General features: G+C 40.9%; 20 protein-coding genes. 8 read left to right on the top strand and 12 right to left on the bottom strand.

Annotated elements, in window-relative coordinates:
• Nucleotides 1-145: 145 nt before the first annotated feature.
• The 4 genes from VB620_RS14925 to VB620_RS14910 all read right to left on the bottom strand — a co-directional run bounded on the left by VB620_RS14925 (nt 146) and on the right by VB620_RS14910 (nt 2,810).
• Nucleotides 146-538: a DUF309 domain-containing protein gene (locus VB620_RS14925; protein WP_323196942.1), complete on the bottom strand. Its 393-nt coding sequence runs from the start codon at nt 536-538 to the stop codon at nt 146-148.
• Complete coding sequence (locus VB620_RS14920; RefSeq protein ID WP_323196941.1) at nt 535-900, bottom strand: ferredoxin thioredoxin reductase catalytic beta subunit; 366 nt, start codon at nt 898-900, stop codon at nt 535-537. The genes VB620_RS14925 and VB620_RS14920 overlap by 4 nt, the downstream gene beginning before the upstream one ends.
• A 118-nt stretch (nt 901-1,018) precedes the next feature.
• Entirely contained in the window at nt 1,019-2,167 is a 1,149-nt protein-coding gene (locus tag VB620_RS14915) for a DUF58 domain-containing protein (RefSeq protein WP_323196940.1), read from the bottom strand.
• Nucleotides 2,168-2,321: 154 nt separating this feature from the next.
• Nucleotides 2,322-2,810 (bottom strand): hypothetical protein, encoded by a 489-nt coding sequence (locus VB620_RS14910; RefSeq protein ID WP_323196939.1) that lies wholly within the window; start codon nt 2,808-2,810, stop codon nt 2,322-2,324.
• A gap of 463 nt (nt 2,811-3,273) precedes the next feature.
• Here VB620_RS14910 and VB620_RS14905 point away from each other — a divergent pair, with 463 nt between their 5' ends.
• Nucleotides 3,274-3,495, top strand: coding sequence for a DUF4327 family protein (locus VB620_RS14905; protein ID WP_323196938.1), 222 nt, complete (start codon nt 3,274-3,276; stop codon nt 3,493-3,495).
• 945 nt (nt 3,496-4,440) lie between these two features.
• Here the strand turns inward: VB620_RS14905 and VB620_RS14900 are convergent.
• The 5 genes from VB620_RS14900 to VB620_RS14880 form a co-directional block, all read right to left on the bottom strand.
• The gene (locus tag VB620_RS14900) at nt 4,441-4,779 is read right to left on the bottom strand and encodes a P-II family nitrogen regulator (RefSeq protein WP_323196937.1); all 339 of its coding nucleotides are present in this window, start codon (nt 4,777-4,779) and stop codon (nt 4,441-4,443) included.
• A gap of 239 nt (nt 4,780-5,018) precedes the next feature.
• Nucleotides 5,019-5,579, bottom strand: a complete 561-nt coding sequence (locus VB620_RS14895) for a hypothetical protein (RefSeq protein ID WP_323196936.1) — start codon at nt 5,577-5,579, stop codon at nt 5,019-5,021.
• 31 nt (nt 5,580-5,610) lie between these two features.
• A complete protein-coding gene (thiD, locus tag VB620_RS14890) occupies nt 5,611-6,447 on the bottom strand; it encodes a bifunctional hydroxymethylpyrimidine kinase/phosphomethylpyrimidine kinase (protein WP_323196935.1) in 837 nt (278 codons plus the stop codon).
• A 5-nt stretch (nt 6,448-6,452) separates the two neighbouring features.
• The gene (locus tag VB620_RS14885; RefSeq protein WP_323196934.1) at nt 6,453-8,111 is read right to left on the bottom strand and encodes a hypothetical protein; all 1,659 of its coding nucleotides are present in this window, start codon (nt 8,109-8,111) and stop codon (nt 6,453-6,455) included.
• A gap of 94 nt (nt 8,112-8,205) precedes the next feature.
• Nucleotides 8,206-8,622: a hypothetical protein gene (locus tag VB620_RS14880; RefSeq protein ID WP_323196933.1), complete on the bottom strand. Its 417-nt coding sequence runs from the start codon at nt 8,620-8,622 to the stop codon at nt 8,206-8,208.
• A 109-nt stretch (nt 8,623-8,731) separates the two neighbouring features.
• Here VB620_RS14880 and VB620_RS14875 point away from each other — a divergent pair, with 109 nt between their 5' ends.
• The 3 genes from VB620_RS14875 (at nt 8,732) to hetF (ending at nt 15,524) form a co-directional block, all read left to right on the top strand.
• Nucleotides 8,732-10,585 (top strand): S8 family peptidase, encoded by a 1,854-nt coding sequence (locus tag VB620_RS14875; RefSeq protein ID WP_323196932.1) that lies wholly within the window; start codon nt 8,732-8,734, stop codon nt 10,583-10,585.
• A gap of 118 nt (nt 10,586-10,703) precedes the next feature.
• Nucleotides 10,704-10,928 carry a hypothetical protein gene (locus VB620_RS14870; protein ID WP_323196931.1) on the top strand — a complete coding sequence of 75 codons (225 nt, stop codon included), beginning with the start codon at nt 10,704-10,706 and terminating at the stop codon, nt 10,926-10,928.
• A 2,106-nt stretch (nt 10,929-13,034) separates the two neighbouring features.
• Nucleotides 13,035-15,524, top strand: a complete 2,490-nt coding sequence (gene hetF / locus VB620_RS14865) for a cell division protein HetF (protein ID WP_323196930.1) — start codon at nt 13,035-13,037, stop codon at nt 15,522-15,524.
• 3 nt (nt 15,525-15,527) lie between these two features.
• Here hetF and VB620_RS14860 read toward each other — a convergent pair whose 3' ends face one another.
• From VB620_RS14860 to VB620_RS14850, 3 genes are all read right to left on the bottom strand, one after another.
• Complete coding sequence (locus tag VB620_RS14860; RefSeq protein WP_323196929.1) at nt 15,528-16,085, bottom strand: peroxiredoxin; 558 nt, start codon at nt 16,083-16,085, stop codon at nt 15,528-15,530.
• Between the two features lie 45 nt (nt 16,086-16,130).
• Nucleotides 16,131-16,373 carry a regulatory protein SipA gene (gene sipA, locus VB620_RS14855; protein WP_323196973.1) on the bottom strand — a complete coding sequence of 81 codons (243 nt, stop codon included), beginning with the start codon at nt 16,371-16,373 and terminating at the stop codon, nt 16,131-16,133.
• 161 nt (nt 16,374-16,534) lie between these two features.
• Nucleotides 16,535-17,050: a P pilus assembly/Cpx signaling pathway, periplasmic inhibitor/zinc-resistance associated protein gene (locus tag VB620_RS14850; protein ID WP_323196928.1), complete on the bottom strand. Its 516-nt coding sequence runs from the start codon at nt 17,048-17,050 to the stop codon at nt 16,535-16,537.
• A gap of 325 nt (nt 17,051-17,375) precedes the next feature.
• On the opposite strand from VB620_RS14850, the gene VB620_RS14845 reads away from it, so the two are divergent.
• The 4 genes from VB620_RS14845 to VB620_RS14830 all read left to right on the top strand — a co-directional run bounded on the left by VB620_RS14845 (nt 17,376) and on the right by VB620_RS14830 (nt 20,668).
• The gene (locus tag VB620_RS14845) at nt 17,376-18,590 is read left to right on the top strand and encodes a sensor histidine kinase (RefSeq protein ID WP_323196927.1); all 1,215 of its coding nucleotides are present in this window, start codon (nt 17,376-17,378) and stop codon (nt 18,588-18,590) included.
• Nucleotides 18,587-19,249 (top strand): response regulator transcription factor, encoded by a 663-nt coding sequence (locus tag VB620_RS14840; RefSeq protein WP_323196926.1) that lies wholly within the window; start codon nt 18,587-18,589, stop codon nt 19,247-19,249. Before VB620_RS14845 ends, VB620_RS14840 begins: the two co-directional genes overlap by 4 nt.
• Nucleotides 19,250-19,614: 365 nt before the next feature.
• Complete coding sequence (locus VB620_RS14835; RefSeq protein ID WP_323196925.1) at nt 19,615-19,986, top strand: roadblock/LC7 domain-containing protein; 372 nt, start codon at nt 19,615-19,617, stop codon at nt 19,984-19,986.
• Between the two features lie 142 nt (nt 19,987-20,128).
• The gene (locus tag VB620_RS14830) at nt 20,129-20,668 is read left to right on the top strand and encodes a GTP-binding protein (RefSeq protein WP_323196924.1); all 540 of its coding nucleotides are present in this window, start codon (nt 20,129-20,131) and stop codon (nt 20,666-20,668) included.
• Nucleotides 20,669-20,670 lie beyond the last annotated feature (2 nt).

The raw sequence follows: 20,670 nt of genomic DNA, 5'->3' as shown, positions 1-20,670 counted from the left end.
TGCCCCCTGCACCCTGCCCCCTGCACCCTGCACCCTGCTCCCCTGCCCCTGCCCCCTGCACCCTGCCCCCTGCCCCCCTGCCTCTTTCTCCCCTAGCCTGCATTCCCAGTTTGAGGCTGGGAAAGAGTTGATCAGGGGTTGAGTTTTACTCGTTGGTGAGGATAATTTTTGGTGTAGGCAAAGCCTGATGTTCACCTAAGTCACCAGCACTCAGGGTTTCTGCTCCCATTTGTTGTAGTGCGGATAACAAGGCGGTACTCTGACTTAATAACTCGTCTACATCAATTTTATTGTAAACAGATGGGTAACGTCGGAGGCGATTGCAGCCTTCTCCTAGTAAAATTACTGCACCTCGCCAGTTACCATTACCCAAATGATACTGACCTACAGCAATTTGTAAAATACCTTGATAAAAGGTTTTTTCTGGTTCGCCGGCTTCTATCCATAAAGCTTCTAAGGTGTCATGACAGGCGTAGAATTGACCAGAGTTAAACTGTTCTACACCTTGCCAAAATTCTAGGGGGATAATGTCGCTCATCCCATACTTTCTCTGACTTCTTTGATGGCTTCTAGGCTAATTTCTTGTTGTTCGCCGGCAAATTCGTTATCTGGGGTCAGAAACAGCATACAGTGGCATTCTTTGCGTTCTCTCATGGGGACACAAGGACAGTTCCAATATGTAGCATGAACTTCTGCTTCTTTGTCTTCGTAGTGGCGACAGGGACACAAAGGCGCACCCAAATCGTCTTTATGTTTGGCTAATCCTTCAATAACTACGGCGGTGACAGAAGGTTCTGAACAGAAGTAGGTTCCGGTACGTTTGGCGTACTGTTCGGAAAAGTGCCGCATTGCCTCTAGGCTTTTATCAGTGGATGTTGTGTTATTTTCTGATGAGATCATGTGGATCGGCGCTCATAATTTAAATATTTCTTTGCATTGTACCTCAGCCTCACGGGGCTATTACCGGGGAGATTTGCCGAATTTCAATTCCATGCTGATTTGAAAAACATCTAGGGTGTCATAATTTTTGTAGTTGCGGTTGCAGTTCTTGGTCGTTCTGCACCACAATTCCGGGGTAATCCCGATTAACTACTGCTTGTTCGCCTGGTGAGGTCGTATTCTGCCACAATACCCAACGACTACCTTGTGTTAGAGAGGTTAATGTTGAGGAATTTTGAGTTAGCCAAATTATGGACTGGTTTTGGCGATCGCTGCTAATCTCTTCTTGATATCTAGTTGCGGCTAAAGTTTCTAACACCACGCGATCGCCCTTAACTAAACCTGTGGATGCTGTCCATAACTGCACTGGGATTTGCTCCCGGACTGCATAAAAATATAAAGAAGCTGCCGTAATTACTGCTTGTTCAAAGTTATCGGCTTCCCAATTTCCCGCACTATCCAGGGCAATAATGATGTCTTGTCCACCTGTAACTATTTCTAACTCCCGCACCCGTAATTCCCCGTAACGAGCGCTAGTCCGCCAGTGAATCAGCCGGGTGGGATCACCAAGACGATATGGACGCAGCGATCGCACTAACCCAGATGTCGCTGTTTGCAAAGGTATATTCCGGGGATCACCGCGTTTGCTGTCTTCTTTCCCCAAATCATCCACCAGGGGACAAGTAGTCAAAGGTAACACCGTGGGATAAACAATGGCACTAGCCGCACACTGACGCTGACGACGACACCAAAATAAACCTAATGGCGCACCGGTAGCCAATTCCACTGTATGCCAGCGATAAACGCCCCGCAGGGTAGTTGTTTGATAATATACCCAACGATAACTGCTGTGGCTGTTAATTGTCTCGATCGCTGTTTTTACTGGTTTACCCAAGACATAAGGTAATATATCCTCCACCTGTAATAAACTCACAGGTTGCCGAGTTTGATTGCAGATTTCTAATTCCACAGTCAACTCATCCCCTGCTGATACAGGTTGCATGGGGCGACGTTTCACAACTAAACCCACAAGCGATCGCGGTGGTAAAAAAGCAGATATACCCAGAAGGGCAAAACTAATCCCACTGATGGCATACAACCAGCCAGCCATAGTATTCACGGCTGCACCAAAAAAACAAATCGCAATTCCGCCTAATACCCACCCAGTGTACGCAGGGGCGATCGCACGGGTTTCTAACCAGTTAGTAATGGGTTTGATAATCTTCATGTTTCTTTTTTAACCCAAATTCAATCATCTGGCTCTCCCAACTGGCTGGCATGGTACATTAATGCTTGAGTAACAACCAGTATTTTATACCCTATAGACTTTAATTAATCAATAAATCTACCAGGGTTACTGATTCCTCTGTTCGCGCCAAATATTAACGGTGTTTAAATTTTTTCCTCTGAGAACTGCGACGCATCGCTTCTCTACCCAAAATAAACATTCCCGTCACACCCAAGCTGACAAAGCAAACATATTCATACCAATATTGGCGTATTTGCTCCATTGTATTGAATGTTAAATGCCAAGAATTGACATAAAGCATGAGCAAAAGTATGATTAGGGACCCAAAACCAACGAAGCTCAAACCAATATAAATGCGTGCCGGATGCAAATCCCAATCGTTAATTTCCTCTAGATTAATTTCGGCTAGTTCCTGCAAAGATTCATCAGCCAGAGTCGAGGCTACTTGCAACTTCTGACTGAGCTTTGGCGGTAATATAGGTGTCAGTGTCGCTACTGCTGGGCGACGTAATACAGCCTCAGTGTATCGCAGCAATTCCAGTGGCTGACGACTAGTACTCGGTTGAGTAAATTCTAGATTTTCCCTAGCAGTTGGGATGGTGGCTTTCCTTTCAAAATCCATCGCACACCTAAAACAAATAGGATATTAATAGCCTAGCGAATCAGTTGGCAGTCTTGCAAATACTTGGAAGTGATTTCAATTGCCAGGAAGTAAACTAAATATCATTGTAAATTACCATACTCAGGCGGTTTTTTGCACTAACCTTTGAAAAATTTTAGCACTTTCCCATAAAGCAACGCACACCCCCTCTTCTATAGGTGTCTACCTAAAGACTGATACCAATTCCTGTTTAAATATGCGATTCTGGCCAAGGTGTCGAAGTCTAGAGTTCGTCTAGCCTGAACTCATCAGCGCCATTTCTGTCTGTAACAGAAACTTACGTATAAGAGAAAATTATAGGTATCACTAGTTGAACTGTTTTGATTCTTTACAATTTTCTCTAATTTTTTTGCTAACTTGAAGATAGAGACAAAAACTATTCTGTTGTATGTCATTTTTTTGATGAAAAGCAAAAGAAAAAGCTATGAATACTATTGTTAAATATGACATTGGGGTTATTAGGGAAGAAGCAAGTCAACTTGTCAAAAAAGGACTTCTTGACCGTCAACAGCCAATTTACTCGCTATGTAGATATGTCCCTAATCGAGATTGGCTATTATTTGAGATGGAACTAGAAAAGAATGAATTTTTACTCAGGGATAGAATTATTGACCTATTAAGTAGTGAAACATGGGAAGAAGATTGAACCTATACAACTTCATTCGTATTGACAATATACCCCATATTTTCTGAGATAAACCCCATCCATTAATCTGGGGGATTTCAATGGCAATTTTCGCTAAATCAAGTTACATACCAAAAAAATGGCAGAATCTTCTCAGAGGATGTGTACTAGAACCCAGTTAATAGCCTCCTAATCACGGCTAGCTGTCTAGAAACTAATCAAAGCCAGATTCAAATAGCATTGTTATTAACCTGATATATCTTGTACTCTATTCTAGTCAGAGATATTTGGACTTGAACAGGGATAAATTTTCTGATTGCCTTCATGTGTATTTTCTCAGTAAAAACCTCTTCTAATAAACCAGGATTTACACGATAATATACAGGCATATCTTGCCAACAATGGCGGCAAAACCAAGCAAGACCAGAAACACGGATGTGCGATAAAAGTAATCTGGAACAACAAGGACAATAGGGCATCTTTTTTTCCAATCCTGGTGATAAAAACTGTTATATTTAAGATTATGACTAATCATTAATCAATACATAGTTATGCAAAAAACTACTCATACTTCAAGATTAATAATAATTATAATTAAACTGTAAAAATCTTTATATTACATAACTATTTTTAATATTTAGACATAAACTATTGTGTCTAAATCACAGAATATTACTTTTCTAAAATTTACAACTACCATGAGTATGATTTTAAATTAGTCCCAAGTCTCATTACCAATGTCTATTCTCTAAACACAAACTATCTTCTCAAATCAATTAACAACAAAAAGCGAGTTTATAGTAAGTACTTTAGTTTTGAATTAATTAAGAACTAAAGTACTTACTACAAAATAAACCCCATTTTTGGGTATATGATCAGGTTGTGTGTAAAGCACCCGACTAGAATGACACAACTAAAATAGTGTCTCAATTACATTTTTTGTCAAACCAGTACAACATTGTCGGCTCAAACGGCTTCCGTGTTGTTCTCCCCAGTCCGAATACGCACAACTTGCTCTACAGGAGAGATGAAAATTTTACCATCTCCAATTTCACCTGTGCGGGCAGCAGAAATAATTTTATCTACCACCATATCAACCTGGCTATCTTCAACCACAATTTCCACCTTGAGTTTTTGCAGAAATTCCACTGTATATTCTGAACCCCGATACCTTTCTGTTTGACCTTTCTGTCGTCCAAATCCGCGCACTTCAGAAACAGTCATACCGACAATACCAGCGTTGACTAAAGCAATTTTGACTTCATCAAGCTTAAAGGGGCGAATAATGGCTTCTACTTTTTTCATGATTTCGACTCCTTACTTCTAATAGGTTCGCTTATCTATCTAAGCAGATATAATGTCAGACACTGTAACCATTACCCCTATTTCCCAAAAATATGTAAAGACTACCACTTTTTTCAACTGTATTCACCCAGGGGAAACGTTGTAATTTGGGACTAATGTTTTAGTATGTAATTTTTTTAACTTCAAAATTTATCAAAAAGCGTAAGTAAGAGACTGAGAAGAATTGGCGGAATTATCAACTAAGGATTTTGGTTTTCCAATAAGGGACGCACAATAAAATACCCAGCACCAAAAGCCGAAAGCATTATTAACACGATAATCGCAGCTAACCACCAGCCACTAAATTCTTTGACTTTTTTCTCACTCTGTGGATAATACATTACTTCTTGCTCTTCTATAAAAAATGTTTCTGGTGTGGAGTCATTTATTTCTACTGGTGCAGAGAAGTTAGAGTAATGGTTTGTTTCATCAACTATCGATGGTTGACGCTGACGGGATGTTTGCTGCGGTGGAGAGGATGGTTTGGCGGGGTTTTTGACTTTATCAGGAGTTTGGGGAGGATTAGGTTGGGGAGGACTAGGTTGGGGATGAGAATCTACAAATGTTTGCAGGTGTGAAAAAGACTGGATAACCTGTGTAATTTCTCGGCGTAGTAATTGATTTTGCTGTTCTAGTTGCTGATTTTGCTGGGTGAGGGCATTTAATTTGGCTTGTGTTGATTGTAACTCCGTTGCCAATTCCCGATATACATACAGTGGCACAGAGGAAGGATGAGTTTCAGAATTTGGGGTTGTTTGCATTAGAGAATTATTAAAAAGTAAGGTGATTAAATCATAGAGAGATATTTGAATTTGGTAACAAGGGGAAAAAGTGTCCCACAGGCCCTTGTCCTTGACCAATATCTAGGGCGTAAGTAAGTGCGGTGGTAACATACTCCTTTGCTTGTTTTACGGCTGGCCATAACTCCATACCTATAGCCAGATTTGCGGCGATCGCAGCTGATAGTGTACAACCAGTACCGTGGGTATTTTTCGTCTCCACTTGTTTTGTGATTAAAGTTTCCAGTTTTTCTCCATCAAACCAGATATCAATACCACGCAAACTACCCTGCATCCCGCCACCCTTGACTAACACAGCCTTTACCTTGAGATTTCGGTGGATAACTTGAGCCGCCGCCCGCATCTCATCTAAACTATTAATTGTTAAACCACTTAAAATCTCCGCCTCATAACGATTTGGTGTCACAATAACCCCTTGAGGTAACAAAGCATAACGCAGAGTTTTCACCGCATCATCATCAATTAATTGCGCCCCTGTGCGTGACACCATCACCGGGTCAACTACCAAATTCTGAATTTGTAATGCTTCCACTTGCTGGGCGACAGCAGATATAATCTCTTGATTCAGCAACATTCCCGTTTTCGCAGCTTGTACACCAATATCTGACACCACAGCTTGAATTTGGGCTATCACCGCCTCCGTAGCCATAGCATCAACCCGCACCACCCCTAAAGTATTTTGTGCCGTCACACAGGTAATAGCACTAGTACCGTGAACACAGTGAAAAGCAAAGGTACGTAAATCAGCTTGAATACCTGCACCACCACCGCTATCGGAACCAGCAATAGTTAAAGCCACAGGTACTTTCGAGGTGATTTCAGCATTCATAAAAATTATCGGCGAGATTGTAGTTTCTCAGCTTGTGCAGCCAAAGGATTTGGTTGGGGATTTTGCGGTAGTGTTTGGGGTACTACACTTAAGTAAGGTTGTAACTTAGCTTCATCAACCCAACCAGAGTAATATTTTAACCTAGTAGATTGGGGAGAAAGCTCAAGTAACTCTAAATCCCCACGCATAGCATTCCAATTCCTGGGAACATTCGGTGAGAATTCGCCAGAACCAATACCTTGGGGACCACCACCGAAAAAATTAACAGCTACTTCATCCCATCCTCGCACAAAGCGAGCCTCCTGCGGAGGAGCTGCGCTAACGCCATTCCAACGCCAAGAAACACCAGCCCAATAAACAGGTAGTTTTCCTCGTGCTAAAAGAAATTCATCAAGACTTGCACCCTCATCCAGATTAACTGTAAAACCTTCAGGATATCTCACCTCATAACGTCCTTTAGCAGTCTGAAAGTCCACCGGACTCCACCACAAAACTTCTACAGTTGAGTCACCATTTTTCGGAGATAAAGAAACAGCCGGAGTTTCATTAGTCGATGCACTGTAAAGCGGTAATTCCTCAGATGGTAATTTAGCCATTGCGACAAATCGCCAACAATTCCAACTATCACCACTATTAGCAGTTTCCCACGCCACTTGGCAAACACCGTTAGCAGTACTCACCCAAAGTTGCTGATTTTCTAACCAAAGTTTATCAGGAATTGCCCCCACCAAAGGACTATTTTCCACAGTATATGTAGTTAAATCACCAGAATTAGGATTTTGTAAATCAGGACGATAAGCAACTAATCCTTGGGCGGGGATATAGGGATTTCCTTCGCTACTAATTTGAGTCCCCATCCAGAAAGTTGGATTTTTTGCCTCTCCTGTAATCACTAAATCGGTAATTTGTGTAAAGCCAAGTTGCTCTGGTTGAATTAAACTAAATTTATTAGTTTGTGGGTCATAACTAACAATAGTAGCAATGCCGTTATTACCTTCACCTTGCTCGAAAGAAACCGTCCACCAAATACTTTCTCCATAAGTCACAGCACTGGTAATGCGAGGGAAACCCAATTGATTTCCCGATGCCGAAAACCCCATTTTTAGTGCTGCTGCGTTTAAATCCTTGAGAGTGTAGATTGTTTGTTTATGAGAGGTTTTATTATCAGGGGTAATTAACTCAAATACCACTTTATCCTCTGCTGCTTCTGGTTCCTTTCCTCTGGTAATCAGATTATTTTCGTCAAGGGAAAATGGCGGCTCTCGCAAAACTCGATACTGATAAGTTTTACCCTGAAAATCAATCTTTTTAAAACTAGGATTTACTAACTCCTCAGCATCATAATTACTTGGTGGCTGTAAATCTGGTGATAAACTCCCCGGTTGTACAGTCCAAGTATTATTACCCCGACAAAAAACAAAATCTTGTTTTAAAGTTTGAAACTTCAGAGTATCAGCATCTCCTAATACATTATATATATGGTAGTTAAACCTCTCATAAAACCTACCCTCTGGCTGAGAATCAGGTAAATTTACAACTGTATCTGGAGGACAATTCTCTCCTTGAGGTGGCGCGACAATATCTATTTGATCTGAATTATTAGAGATATCAAGGCAGGAATTAAGTAGTAGAAAAACACTGAAAATAGGAATCAACCGTTTCATAATTAACCTGACTATTCTGTTAGTAATATTGTTAGTTATACCAATTTAATATAAAGCTTGAGACAAAGCCGAAGCATCAGAGAAACCTTACTACTTAAGTTAAGCCTGACAAAAATCCCTGCAAATACTTACCCCACTTTGCAGCTAGAGGAATTTCTGTAAAGGGAATACGTATAGGTGAGGAATTAGATAGAAGAAATTCTAACTGAATCACGCGACCTTTTTTGGGAAAATCATCTATTTCTACGACTTGATCATCTACCAAAAGACGGATTTCTTTCACATCCAGTAACGAAAAAGTTGCTAAATTAATCAGACCTTTAGGTGTGGGTTTTCCCCAAGTTATATTTTGATCTTTGAGACCTAATACAGCATAAATATCATACTTGGATTTATCAAATTCTTCTGCCCAAAGGCGGTATGCTTCCAGTTTCTGGTATTCCCGCGAACCTTGCCAAGCCAACCAGAAAAATGCCACGAGCAAAGGTAACCATAAAAGACCACGTTCCATTGTTTAAAAATTCCTCAATCTTGAGTAAAAATTGTTCAAAGTACACCAATCAGGCATGAAGATGAGTTATGGTAGTGAGAAAATTGGCAAAAAGCGGTGATCAGTTAATATGAAAAGACTTATATTATTGTGCTTGTTTGTCATCGGGTTAGGGGCTGCTGTCTTTGGGTTCCTGAATTTTCAGGGTTTAGCAGCTAAAGGCGAGTTTGAGACGATTGTGTTAGATTTTCGTCAAGATATGCCCGCAGAGGTGATACAGCAAAAATTACAAGCGATCGCTCAAGAATACAACGTTACACCCCGATTAGACAATAAATTTTCCGCGTCGGATAATGTGTATATTATTGAAGGCGATCGCCAGAGACTGAAAAAACTGCAAAAATCTCAATTCGCCCAATTTACACAATTAATCGAGCCAAATTATATCTATAGAAAAATTCCTCTCCCAGCTGAAGCAACTTCCTTTAAAGATATTTTACAATCTTCAGATAATTCAGGGAATCCGGGATTAAATAGCCCCAACGACCAATATTACAGCAAACAGTGGAACCTGCACAACATCGGCATGGAAGGCGCATGGAGTCAAACCAAAGGCAGTGGCATAACAGTCGCTGTAATTGACACAGGTATAACTCCCGTGCGTGACTTGCTAGACACAAAATTTGTTGCAGGCTATGATTTTGTCAGCGATCGCCAACAAGCCACAGACGATAACGGACACGGAACCCATGTCGCCGGTACCATCGCCCAAGCCACCAATAATACCTATGGTGTAGCAGGCATAGCTTACGAAGCCAGCCTCATGCCCTTAAAAGTCCTCAGTGGCAATGGTGGCGGAACCGTTGCCGATATAGCCGAAGCCATTAAATTTGCAGCTGACAACGGTGCAGACATAATTAATATGAGCTTAGGCGGCGGTGGTGAAAGCCAGTTAATGAAACAAGCCATTGACTACGCCCACAACAAAGGTGTCACAATAGTCGGCGCAGCCGGCAACGAAAACCAGAACGGGGCCAGTTATCCCGCACGTTACCCCCACGTTATCGGCGTTTCCGCATTCGGACCAGACGGAGAAAAAGCCCCCTATTCCAACTTTGGTGCAGGGGTAGATATTTCCGCACCTGGTGGCAGTGAAGCTGGTACAATTCTCCAAGAAACCATCGACCCAGACAACAACGGCGCAGGAGTATTTCTTGGACTCCAGGGAACCAGCATGGCAGCCCCCCACGTTGCCGGTGTCGCAGCATTAATTAAAGCCTCTGGAGTCACCGAACCAGACGAAATATTAAAAGTCCTCAAACAATCAGCCAGAGTTATCCCAGAAGATAGCTTCAACTACTATGGCGCAGGACAACTTAACGCCGAAGCCGCAGTTAAACTAGCCGCCGTCGGACAAATAAGTTTCCCAGACTTCTTCCGGTGGTTACGAGACAACGGTTATCTCAACCCCCGGTTTTGGATAGATGGTGGTGCAGTAGCACTAGTACCCAAAATCCTCATGGTCTTAGGTTCCTATTTCCTAGCTTGGTTTTTGCGAGTTTACTTCCCCTTCGCCTGGAGTTGGTCTTTATCCAGTGGTTTAATTGCAGGTAGTTCTGGGTTATTCTTCCTCCGGGGATTATATATCTTTGACCTACCCCAATGGCCTTTCCGAGTTTTAGGCAGTTCCATTCCCGAACTAGGCAACACCCTACAAGGCACGAACGCCTTAAACCCCATATTTGCCAGCGTCCTCATTCCCATAGTCTTAATAGCATTATTACTAGGGCATCCCAGTTGGAAATGGTTTGCCATTGGTTCCAGCTTAGGCTTCGCCGCATTTTTAACAGTTAGTGCCATTTACGACCCAGCAGTATGGGGCTTAGGAAGTAGCTACCTAGCCCGGAGTTTTTTAATAATTAACGCCGTACTCTGTTATGGAATAGCGCGTTTAGCATTAAAAACCGCAACTCAAACCGCATAATCAAAGAATAAAAACAGGAACAGGGAGAGGAGAGAAGAGAAAAGCTTGTTCAGAATAATAACTGTCTGGTAATTTCCCACTCCCCACTCCCCACTCCCTACTCCCCACTCCCTAAAATATGAAAATTACAGTCACAGGTACAATTCAACGCCGAAATATTGGTACTGGCGCTTGGGCGTTAGTCACAGAAGAAGGTGTTACTTACGAAATCCTCAGAGGTGCTGACAAAAACTTACTCCAAGCCGGACAAACAGCAAAAGTTATCGGACAGGTGCGAGAAGATATAATGACTATGGCTATGATTGGACCCGTTCTGGAAGTTGAATCATTTGAGGTCATCTAGTTTTCACCCTCACAGCCAGCCCACTCCCTACCAATAATTGTCAAGATATGTAGACACTCCTTGATGTTTAGGCTTATTATGTGGATAGATAATTGTGCTAAGATAATCTCAGGCATAATTGGTAAGGGATGCAAAAGCTAACTTGGCGTGAAAACCAAGAAATTTCTTATATAAACCAATTGTTAACAAACTAATAAGTTTAGTCCTCTGTTAATTCTTTAGCAGTCTCTAATTGAGAATCACAGGTCAAAACAGCTAGCTGTCAAATCCTTGATATCGGGAAAACAGGAACCGTTAGTTTGCATTTTTTGATTCATATCTGAAACTTACTACATATTTGTAAAAACGGTTACAATTCCAGTTTAGTCAATAAACTATGACATTAATAGTAATAAAAAATTATCCAGAGTAGAATATTTTTAGAATTTTGCGTTATAATGTTTGCCTAAGCAGCTACAAGTGAAGCGACGCTATCAGCGAAAGACTTTCTGTAAACACTCGGTTAAGTCTTTACCCCTACGGGAGTTAGTTATCAGGGTGCATCCACCAATTAAATGTTCTGAGTTTCAGTCCATGCCTCCGGATAAATCTTGCCTAAGATTTGTTATCATTCTTTTTGAATAAAAAAATCCCTTACTGGTGGTAGCCAGCCAGGAGAGTTAGTTATCAGGGTGTATCTACTAATAAACTTTTCTAGGAATGAATATCATGTTCCGGATAAAATTGTCACAAATGGGAATGTTGGTTATACCCAGCATAAAAAAATCCCCTACTGGTGGCAGTTTAGGGGAGTTAATTATCAGGAAGCATTATTCAAGCATCTGTTTTGAGATTCAACAATTGAGTTTTTTCTGGACAAAATTATCATTAATGATATGATGGTTGCTGTTCGTAGGAATCCCCGAATGAGTGTTAGTCAGGCAGGGGAATTAAATGTCAAGTTGCATCTACCAATTTAATCTTCAGGCTGCAACTACCATTCTCCGGAGAAATGCATCATCATAGTTACCGTTAACAGTTGGCTAAAATTAAATTACTGCGTTATCTTTGTGGATGTTGTCTAATTTTGTAGTCCCTTAACGGGAAAAAAATCCCCTAAGCGGTGTTAGCCAGTCAGGGGAGTTAGTTATCAGGGTGCATATACCAATTAAATGTTCGCGGCTCATCTACCATTCTCCGGACAAAAGTCGCATAAATCGTGTTGATGGCACAAAAAAAATCCCCTAAGCGGTGTTAGCCAGTCAGGGGAGTTAGTTATCAGGGTGCATCTACTAATTAAATGTTCGCGGCTCATTTACCATTCTCCGGACAAATTTCAGATTCATAAAAAAATCCCCTAAACGGTGTTAGCCAGTCAGGGGAGTTAGTTATCAGGGTGCATCTACCAATTAAATCTTCTCGGCTCATCTACCATTCTCCGGACAAATTTCAGATTCATAAAAAAATCCCCTAAACGGTGTTAGCCAGTCAGGGGAGTTAGTTATCAGGGTGCATCTACCAATTAAATGTTCGCGGCTCATCTACCATTCTCCGGATAAATTTCAGATTCATAAAAAAATCCCCCAACGGGTGTTAAGCCTTAGTGGTGAGAAATAGCAGCTATACAACCCACATTCCGCTTAGGGTTAATTGGGAAAATTAAGGTTTTAAACTGGTATAGTCCAGTTTTTCTGCGTGTTTCTGTAACTTCTAGTCGCCTGGTGCTGATGTGGTTACTTTCTTGACATACTCCCCGCCCTAAAAGTGCGGAGATTCTGGGTTCAAACAACAGTTGCAGGCATAGCCAGTCTTACACCATCTCGCCTAACAGACAATGCCCTGCCTGTTCCCACTACTATATCAGAAAGCCTTCCTAGAAGGACAGGACGGGGCTTTAAACCCATTTTTTTGGTAATTGGCTAAAACTGAAGGGTTTTTGGCTGACCTGTTCAAAAATTTTTGTAGGCAGGTGGTAGCTAATGTAGATAAACTTATAGCCGAGGGAGCAAAATAAGCTGGTTGAGAAACATTCAGTAACAGGATGCATCTAAGGTATCAGAAGGAGCGAAAAATCGAATTGAAACTTTCGCGTTTCAAGCTAGATTTAGGAGGCGAACAGGAAAAGTTGTGACCCAGGAATTTCATATCTCCGTAACCCCAGTAGGGCAGAATGACTACTTGGTACGGACGGAACAAGTCGCGCCTGGGGTGCCATTGGCAGAAGAACTGGTAACCTGGCCTGTAACTGAGTGGTTAGCATCTGCCGGTCATCTGATGAATGACCCACTAAAGTCGGTGTTGCAGGGTGAGGCGATCGCCAGAAACTCTGTTAATCTGGTGGCATTGGGACAGCAGTTCTATAATGCACTGTTTCAAGGTACTCTGCGAGATAGTTGGATTACGGCTCAAGGTATTGCCCAGAACCACCAACAAGTGCTGCGGCTACGTTTGGGGCTAAAAGATATTAGGTTAGCACGTCTACCGTGGGAAGTGATGCACGCTGGCGATCGCCCTCTGGCTACTGGCCCTTATATTGCTTTTTCCCGCTACCAAAGCGGAATGATGGCTGCATCTCGTTTACCATCCAGAAATAGACCAAAAATATCAAGTCCTACTGGTGTAAAAGTTTTAATGGTTCTGGCTTCCCCACCTGATCAAGTTCGTCTAGACTTGCTCAAACAAGAGGCTATTAACCTACAAGCTGAACTTCAGCGCCGCACACCACAAACTGAGACAAATGGCAATCCTTTACCGGATATTGAGCTAACGTTATTAGACCAACCAGGGAGAGAAGAATTAACCCAAGCTTTAGAACAAGGAAGATTCCAAGTTCTACACTATTCTGGTCATAGTAACTTAGGACCGAATGGGGGACAAATTTATCTGGTCAGCAGAAAAACTGGCTTAACAGAAACCCTGAGTGGTGATGATTTAGCCGGCTTGCTGGTGAATAATAATATTCAAATGGCTGTGTTTAATTCCTGTTGGGGAACATACACAGCTACATCCGATGGTGTTGGGGATATAACGGCTGAACGGAATTTGACAGAAAGTCTAGTGAGGCGGGGTATTAAGGGCGTTTTAGGAATGTCCGAAAGAATCCCTGATGAGGTGGCGCTGACGTTAACCCAATTGCTGTACCGTAATCTCAGCCAAGGATATCCTGTAGATTTGTGTGTGAGTCGGGTACGTCAGGGATTAATTTCTGCTTATGGTTCTCACCAGAGTTACTGGGCGTTACCAATTCTCTATCTGCAACAAAGTTTTGACGGTGTACTATGTCCAGATATACCTTCAACTGCAAACTCGGCGAATGGATATAGTCAAAATCAATCTGCGGCTGTAAATCCCACTGTTAACTATTTTGCTAAGGCGGATGATCCCAATATCAGTTCATCTATTGATGAGATGATTCCTTCTGGCTTTGGGGATGATTCTTCGGAATTAGACTGGTTAGGTGAAGAGACTTGGGGCGATTTAGTCGATGAGATTGAGTATGATGATGATGCTTATTATGCAGAGGATTCGGCTTTGGTTTCGGATCTGTTTAATCAGCTAGATCAGCAAAAAGGCACAAATGAGCAATTACCACTGCATCGGGGATTTGTTGCACCACTCACAGATCAGCCTTTTCAGGATCATGGGGGTGGTGAAGATATTGCTGACACAGAGAAACCAGTGGATTTCTGGGGAGAAATGCCAGAATCTGCCCAAGCTAATGGAAATAGTACGTCTTTACAACAAAAATCAGTATCGACTCCTCGACCTCGTACCCGTTATAAACTAAAACCGATTGTCGGTATTTTGGGTGTTGTCGGACTAAGTGCGATCGCTCTGATGATGGGCTGGGGTTGGTGGCAAAATCGTCAAGCATCGGTTAAATATATACCGAGTATTCCTCCTAAATCGCAAATCACCCCAAATCAATCAGAAACCGATATCACGAAGGCTGATACTGGAATTGTCACCGCTATAGCTACAGAAAAGTTAAGCCAAGGAGACTTGAAAGAGGGGCTGAAGGTGGTGGAAGAACTGCTAAATCGGGGTGCGCTATCCCCTGCTGAAGGTTCCCTGAATTTAATTCCACCAAACCAAATTGATGATCCAGCTGTTAACTTTCTCAAAGGGCGATTAGCATGGCAATTTATCCAGACTGGTGACAAGAAATATAGTATTGATGATGCGCGGCGTTATTGGGAAAATGCAGTGAAATCTCAGCCAGAATCACTGTTATATAATAATGCTTTGGGATTTGCTTACTATGCAGAAAATAATCTGAATCGAGCGAATAATTCTTGGTTTACGGCTTTGAATTTAGCTCTCAAACAGCAAAATACGGCTTCTTCTGAACCAGTAGCGGTAAATCCTAAACTATCTGAGGATGCTTTAACTGCTTATGCTGGATTAGCTTTGGGAATGTATACATCTGCATCTGATCAACCGGGGGCTAACAAACAAAAACAATATATTAATGAGGCTATTAAGTTGAGAAAATTGGTGATGAGTAATGATCCGGTGAATTTCCAGATCAATAAATTGAGTCAGAATTGGTTGTGGACAGAACAGGCGATCGCCGATTGGCGATCGCTCTTGGCGGCAAAAGGTGAAAATAGATAATCGCTAAGAAACCGAGGACTGCAATTTTTCCAGTTCCGCTAGAACTTCTGTACTGTGGATTGATGGGTTAACTTTTACAAAAGTCTCACGTAAAATTCCCTGGGGATCAATAATAAAACTATGGCGCATCGAGACAACACCGATCCAAGAACCATAGGCTTTACTCACCCCACCAGTGGTATCAGCTAAAAGGGGAAATTTTAACCCCTCTGAATCACAAAATTCGGCATGGGAATCAACATCATCAGCACTAACACCAATAATTTGAACATTTTTGGCGATGTATTTGGGTAAATCTTGTTGAAAACGACGAGCTTCAATAGTGCAACCAGAGGTAAAGTCTTTGGGATAAAAATATAGAACTACCCACTTACCCCGCCAGTCAGACAGGGAAACATTGCCATCACCTGTGTTAGTAGGCAAAGTAAACTCTGGTGCAGGTTGGTTTATTTCTGGAAGTTTACCACCCATAGCATCAGCAGCCGGGGTAAGATGCAACCAACTGATTACCGCAAAACAACTTACCAGTAATATATTTAAAAAATTGCGCCGAAAAATCATCGTGCAGACCAAAATGACAACTTTACACAAGTTTACAATTATTGGTTACTCGTTGTGAGATTCCGGTGCGGTATCTATACTTTCAATGTATTGGCTATCCAAAAGAAATCTTCCTTTGGCAAAATGTATACCCCAATATCCTCCAGGTCGGCGGTCAATCACGATACCCTCTTCTCCGATGGAAATCACATCAGGCGGGCGAAGCATAGGCATGGGATCTGCGGTTTTGACGTAGGGCGGTAGTGCTACAACTTTGACTTTACTACCAATGGCAAATTCTGGAGACATATTTATCAAGCTAGGAGTTTTCACTAAACTCATAACTCATAACTCGGCTCTTTTACTAGCTATTGGTAGAATTTTTTATTTATTGGCTGTGCTAGAAATGAAAAAAGGACAGGGGAGGCATGATTTCCCCTGTTCCCTGATTCTGCAAGTAGGTTAAAAAATTATTGTGAATTGCGTTGTTGACGGCGCGATTCCATATTTTGGCGCATTTCTGCCATTTGTTGACGCTGTTCGGGAGTTAGGACTGCTAACATCTGTTCTTTAGAGGCTTCCCGAATTTGGCGCATTTGGGTTTTCTGTTCTTCACTCAGATTTAAATTAGCGAAACCCTTTTCTCCTCGTTGTCCTCGGCGTGCTTGTCTTTGTCCTTGTCCGGCTTGTCTTTGAGCTTGACGTGCTTCTTTTGCAGCTTGCAATGTTGCTTTTTGTTCTGCTGTGAGAATTCCCTCTATTTGAGCGCGAGTATTGGTTTTAATTGTCTGCATTTGCGCTTTTTGAGCATCTGTTAAATTTAAGCGTCCGAAACCTCGACCACCTTTTTCACCTCCTCCTGGTTTGGACATTTGTGCCATCTGTAGAGGTGAGAAGGATCTCATTTGTGCTTGAGCAGCAAACGGTATTGCTGTAACAGCTAAGGTAATTGCGGCTGCTATTAGTGGTAATGGCTTAAGTTTCATAACTGATTTTTTGTCGTGTAATGTTTTCATGCCACCATCATAAGAAATGACCAGTCACAGTGACATCAGGCTAAAGTCACGATTCCACAGGTGACTAAAGTCATGGTTAATTAAGGAAAGTTGGCATTGGTGATTATATATAAGTTGCCGTAAAGATATATTTACGGAATAATAAACCACAGAGACGCAGAGGACACAGAGAAATCAGGATGTGAGAGAGTTTTTGCGTAAGTTCTGAGATAAAAATTATTGTTGTTTGATTAAATTTTAATTGCCAGAATTTATCTATGATCGAATAACTGTCAGCATCATAATTACTAATTTTATGGCTCCCCCGATTCACATTAAAAATCATCCTTTCCGATTTTTATTATATTTGGAGTGGGTTTTACTGGCGATCGCAGTTTTCACAGCTGCACTACCATCTCCCTCCCCGCGCTTTAATACTAATTTTCCAGAATTAACTATTTGTAGTCTGATTATTTTTGGAATTATGGGTTTACGATTACCCACCAGTAACTATTTAAGTAAATTCATTTATACAGCCTGTCAAGTTTTCTTAATTGTCACCACTGGATTTTTTGGGGGGAGAATTGCCAGGTTGTTTCCGTTTCTTTATATAATTTTAGTGACTCGCAGTTGCTTAATTTTCCAATTACCTGGAAGACTAGTTGTCACAAGTATATCATTTAGTTTATTTCTACTCACACTCAGACATCGCTTATTTAAATCGCCTTCCCCACTACCACCTCATGCACAAGAACGCTTCCGGTTTTTTCCTCTCAGTTTGGCGCTAATTTTTGGCTTGAGTTTAATTTTTATTTTACTATTAATGAATACTATTATAGCTGAAAGGCAAAGTCGGGAAAAATTAGCTCTGGCTAACGAAAAACTGCGTCAATATGCCTTGAAGATTGAAAATCAGGCTACTCTAGAAGAACGGAATCGCATTGCTAGAGAAATACATGATTCTTTAGGACATTCTTTAACAGCTTTAAATTTGCAATTAGAAACGGCTTTAAAATTATGGGAATCTCAACCTGCTAAAGCGAAAATATTCTTAGCCAGAGCTAAAGAACTTGGTTCTAAATCCCTTAGTGATGTGCGTCAGTCTGTTTCTACTATGCGCTATAATCCTTTACACGACCAAAGTTTAGAGCAAGCGATCGCAATTCTTCTAGAAGATTTTCACCGATCCAATGGCATTACCCCAACTTGTCATATTCATCTAGAATATTCTCTAGCATCTGAGGTGATTATATCTATTTATCGGATTATTCAAGAATCATTGACAAATATTTCTAAATATGCAGACGCATCAGCAGTTAAATTAGAAATCACCACCACTAAAGGACGTTTCCATTTAATAATTGAAGATAATGGCAGAGGTTTTAATATTATGCAAAATACTACTGGTTTTGGTTTGCAAAGTATGCGCGATCGCACCTTAGCTCTAGGAGGTGAATTTATGATTAATAGTCAACCCGGTTCTGGTTGTCAAGTTATAGTTGATATTCCTTTATTGAGCTTGACAAGATGATTAAAGTTTTATTAGTTGATGATCAGAACTTAATTCGTCAAGGATTAAAAGCCTTATTAGAACTAGAACCAGATTTAGAAATTATTGGGGAAGCAGAAAATGGAGAACAAGCAATTAAAAGGAGTGAAAAACTACAACCTGATGTCATTCTTATGGATATCAGAATGCCGATTATGGATGGGGTTGCAGCTACAAGAGAAATTCAAAAACGTCAGCCAAAAATCAAAATTTTAGTGTTGACCACTTTTGATGATGATGAATATATCAAAGCAGCCTTACAAAATGGCGCAATGGGTTATTTGCTTAAAGATACACCATCAGAAGAGTTAGCTGTGGCTATTCGTGCAGTTTATAAGGGATATACACAACTCGGCCCCGGAATAGTCAAAAAATTGGTAACTCAGTTTTCCACAGTGACAGCAACTCAGTCACCACCTGTACCACCGAACTTAGCTGAACTTACACCCAGAGAAAAAGAGGTTCTGCGGTTAATTGCTATCGGTGCTAATAACCGAGAAATTTCCCAGCAACTTTATATCTCTGAGGGGACTGTGAAAAATCATGTCACGAACATTTTAAACAGGTTAAGCTTGCGCGATCGCACTCAAGCAGCCATCATCGCACATACATTTTTAGGGTATTTAGATAAAAATAGTTAAAAATCTTTACATACCAATACTATATATTAACTCAATAGCTTTAGGTTTATTTTTATTAATAAAAAATGAGTAAATACTCACAAAAAATTTATATAAATACGTATAATATAATAGCATATTTACTAGTTTAATTTTCATCAGAAGAAAATTTATTATAACTGAACTGATACGCCCAGAATCTACCTATATAAATTTGGAATTGTTTCCATAAGATAGGTATTTACTCGGTTTGACTTTAATGTGATATTCAGCATAATTAAATCACATAGAGAACTCACAGCACAAATGTTGCTCTTCCCAGTTCCACTATTGCGGATCTTACTTATTCAAATATTACTAATTTTTAAACCAGGGGGCATCATACAATGGCAATCAACGCAGAAAAGCTAAACATAATTTTGCAGAATTTTGTCACTGCAACAACCGACGTTCAGGGAGCCGCTTTAGTAACTCCCGACGGTCTACCTTTAGGAACCAGCTTACCTGGTGGAATGGATGAAGAAAGAGTATCAGCAATGTCAGCCTCAATGCTTTCTTTAGGGGAACGTATTGGACTAGAGTTATCTAGAGGGAATATTGACCGCATCTTTGTTGAAGGTAACAAAGGTTTTGGTATCCTTACTGGCTGTGGCGAAGAAGCTGTATTGTTAGTTTTAGCTCGTGAAACTGCCAAACAAGGATTACTGATGTTAGAAATCAAGCGTGTTCTCTCAGAACTGAAGCTGATTTTGACATAATTAGTCTCCAATTCCACTGATGATTATACTATACACTGATCAGCCTTTTTTAATAGGTATTAATTAGATATTAATAGGCCAATCACAACTGATAATGTAGTCACCAGTGATGAATAATTGTTTGTTTATGGGTTAAAAAAGCATGGAAAACATGCGCTTAATTGTCACAGGAGCAGTAAGTGCAGGTAAGTCTACTTTTATCCGTTCCATCAGTGAAATTGATGTGGTCGATACAGATACTTTAGCCACTGATGAAACAAGTTTACTAAAGAAAAAGACTACTGTTGCTCTTGACTTTGGGCGGTTACAATTTAGCCCTGAAATGGCATTACATTTATATGGTACACCTGGTCAATCTCGCTTTGATTTTATGTGGGATATTTTGATTCGGAAAGCTCACGCTTATATCTTACTAGTAGCAGCACACCGACCAAGAGATTTTCGGCAAGCACGTAAAATTATTTCCTTCATGAATCAACGAGCGCAGATTCCCATGATTATTGGTTTAACTCATACCGATTATCCCGATGCTTGGAGTGAAGAAGATGTGTTTCTGGCTTTGGGATATATGGATGAAAATAATTTACCTCCAATGGTCAAAGTTAACCCAATGGAAAAAGATTCTGTAGCTAATGCGGTGATTGTTTTAGTAAACCATTTGATGGAAAGTTTTGTAGCTTAATA

The sequence above is a fragment of the Nodularia harveyana UHCC-0300 genome, from assembly GCF_034931085.1.
In the GTDB taxonomy this organism is placed as follows: domain Bacteria; phylum Cyanobacteriota; class Cyanobacteriia; order Cyanobacteriales; family Nostocaceae; genus Nodularia; species Nodularia harveyana.
This window is presented reverse-complemented; position numbering and strand designations above follow the sequence as displayed.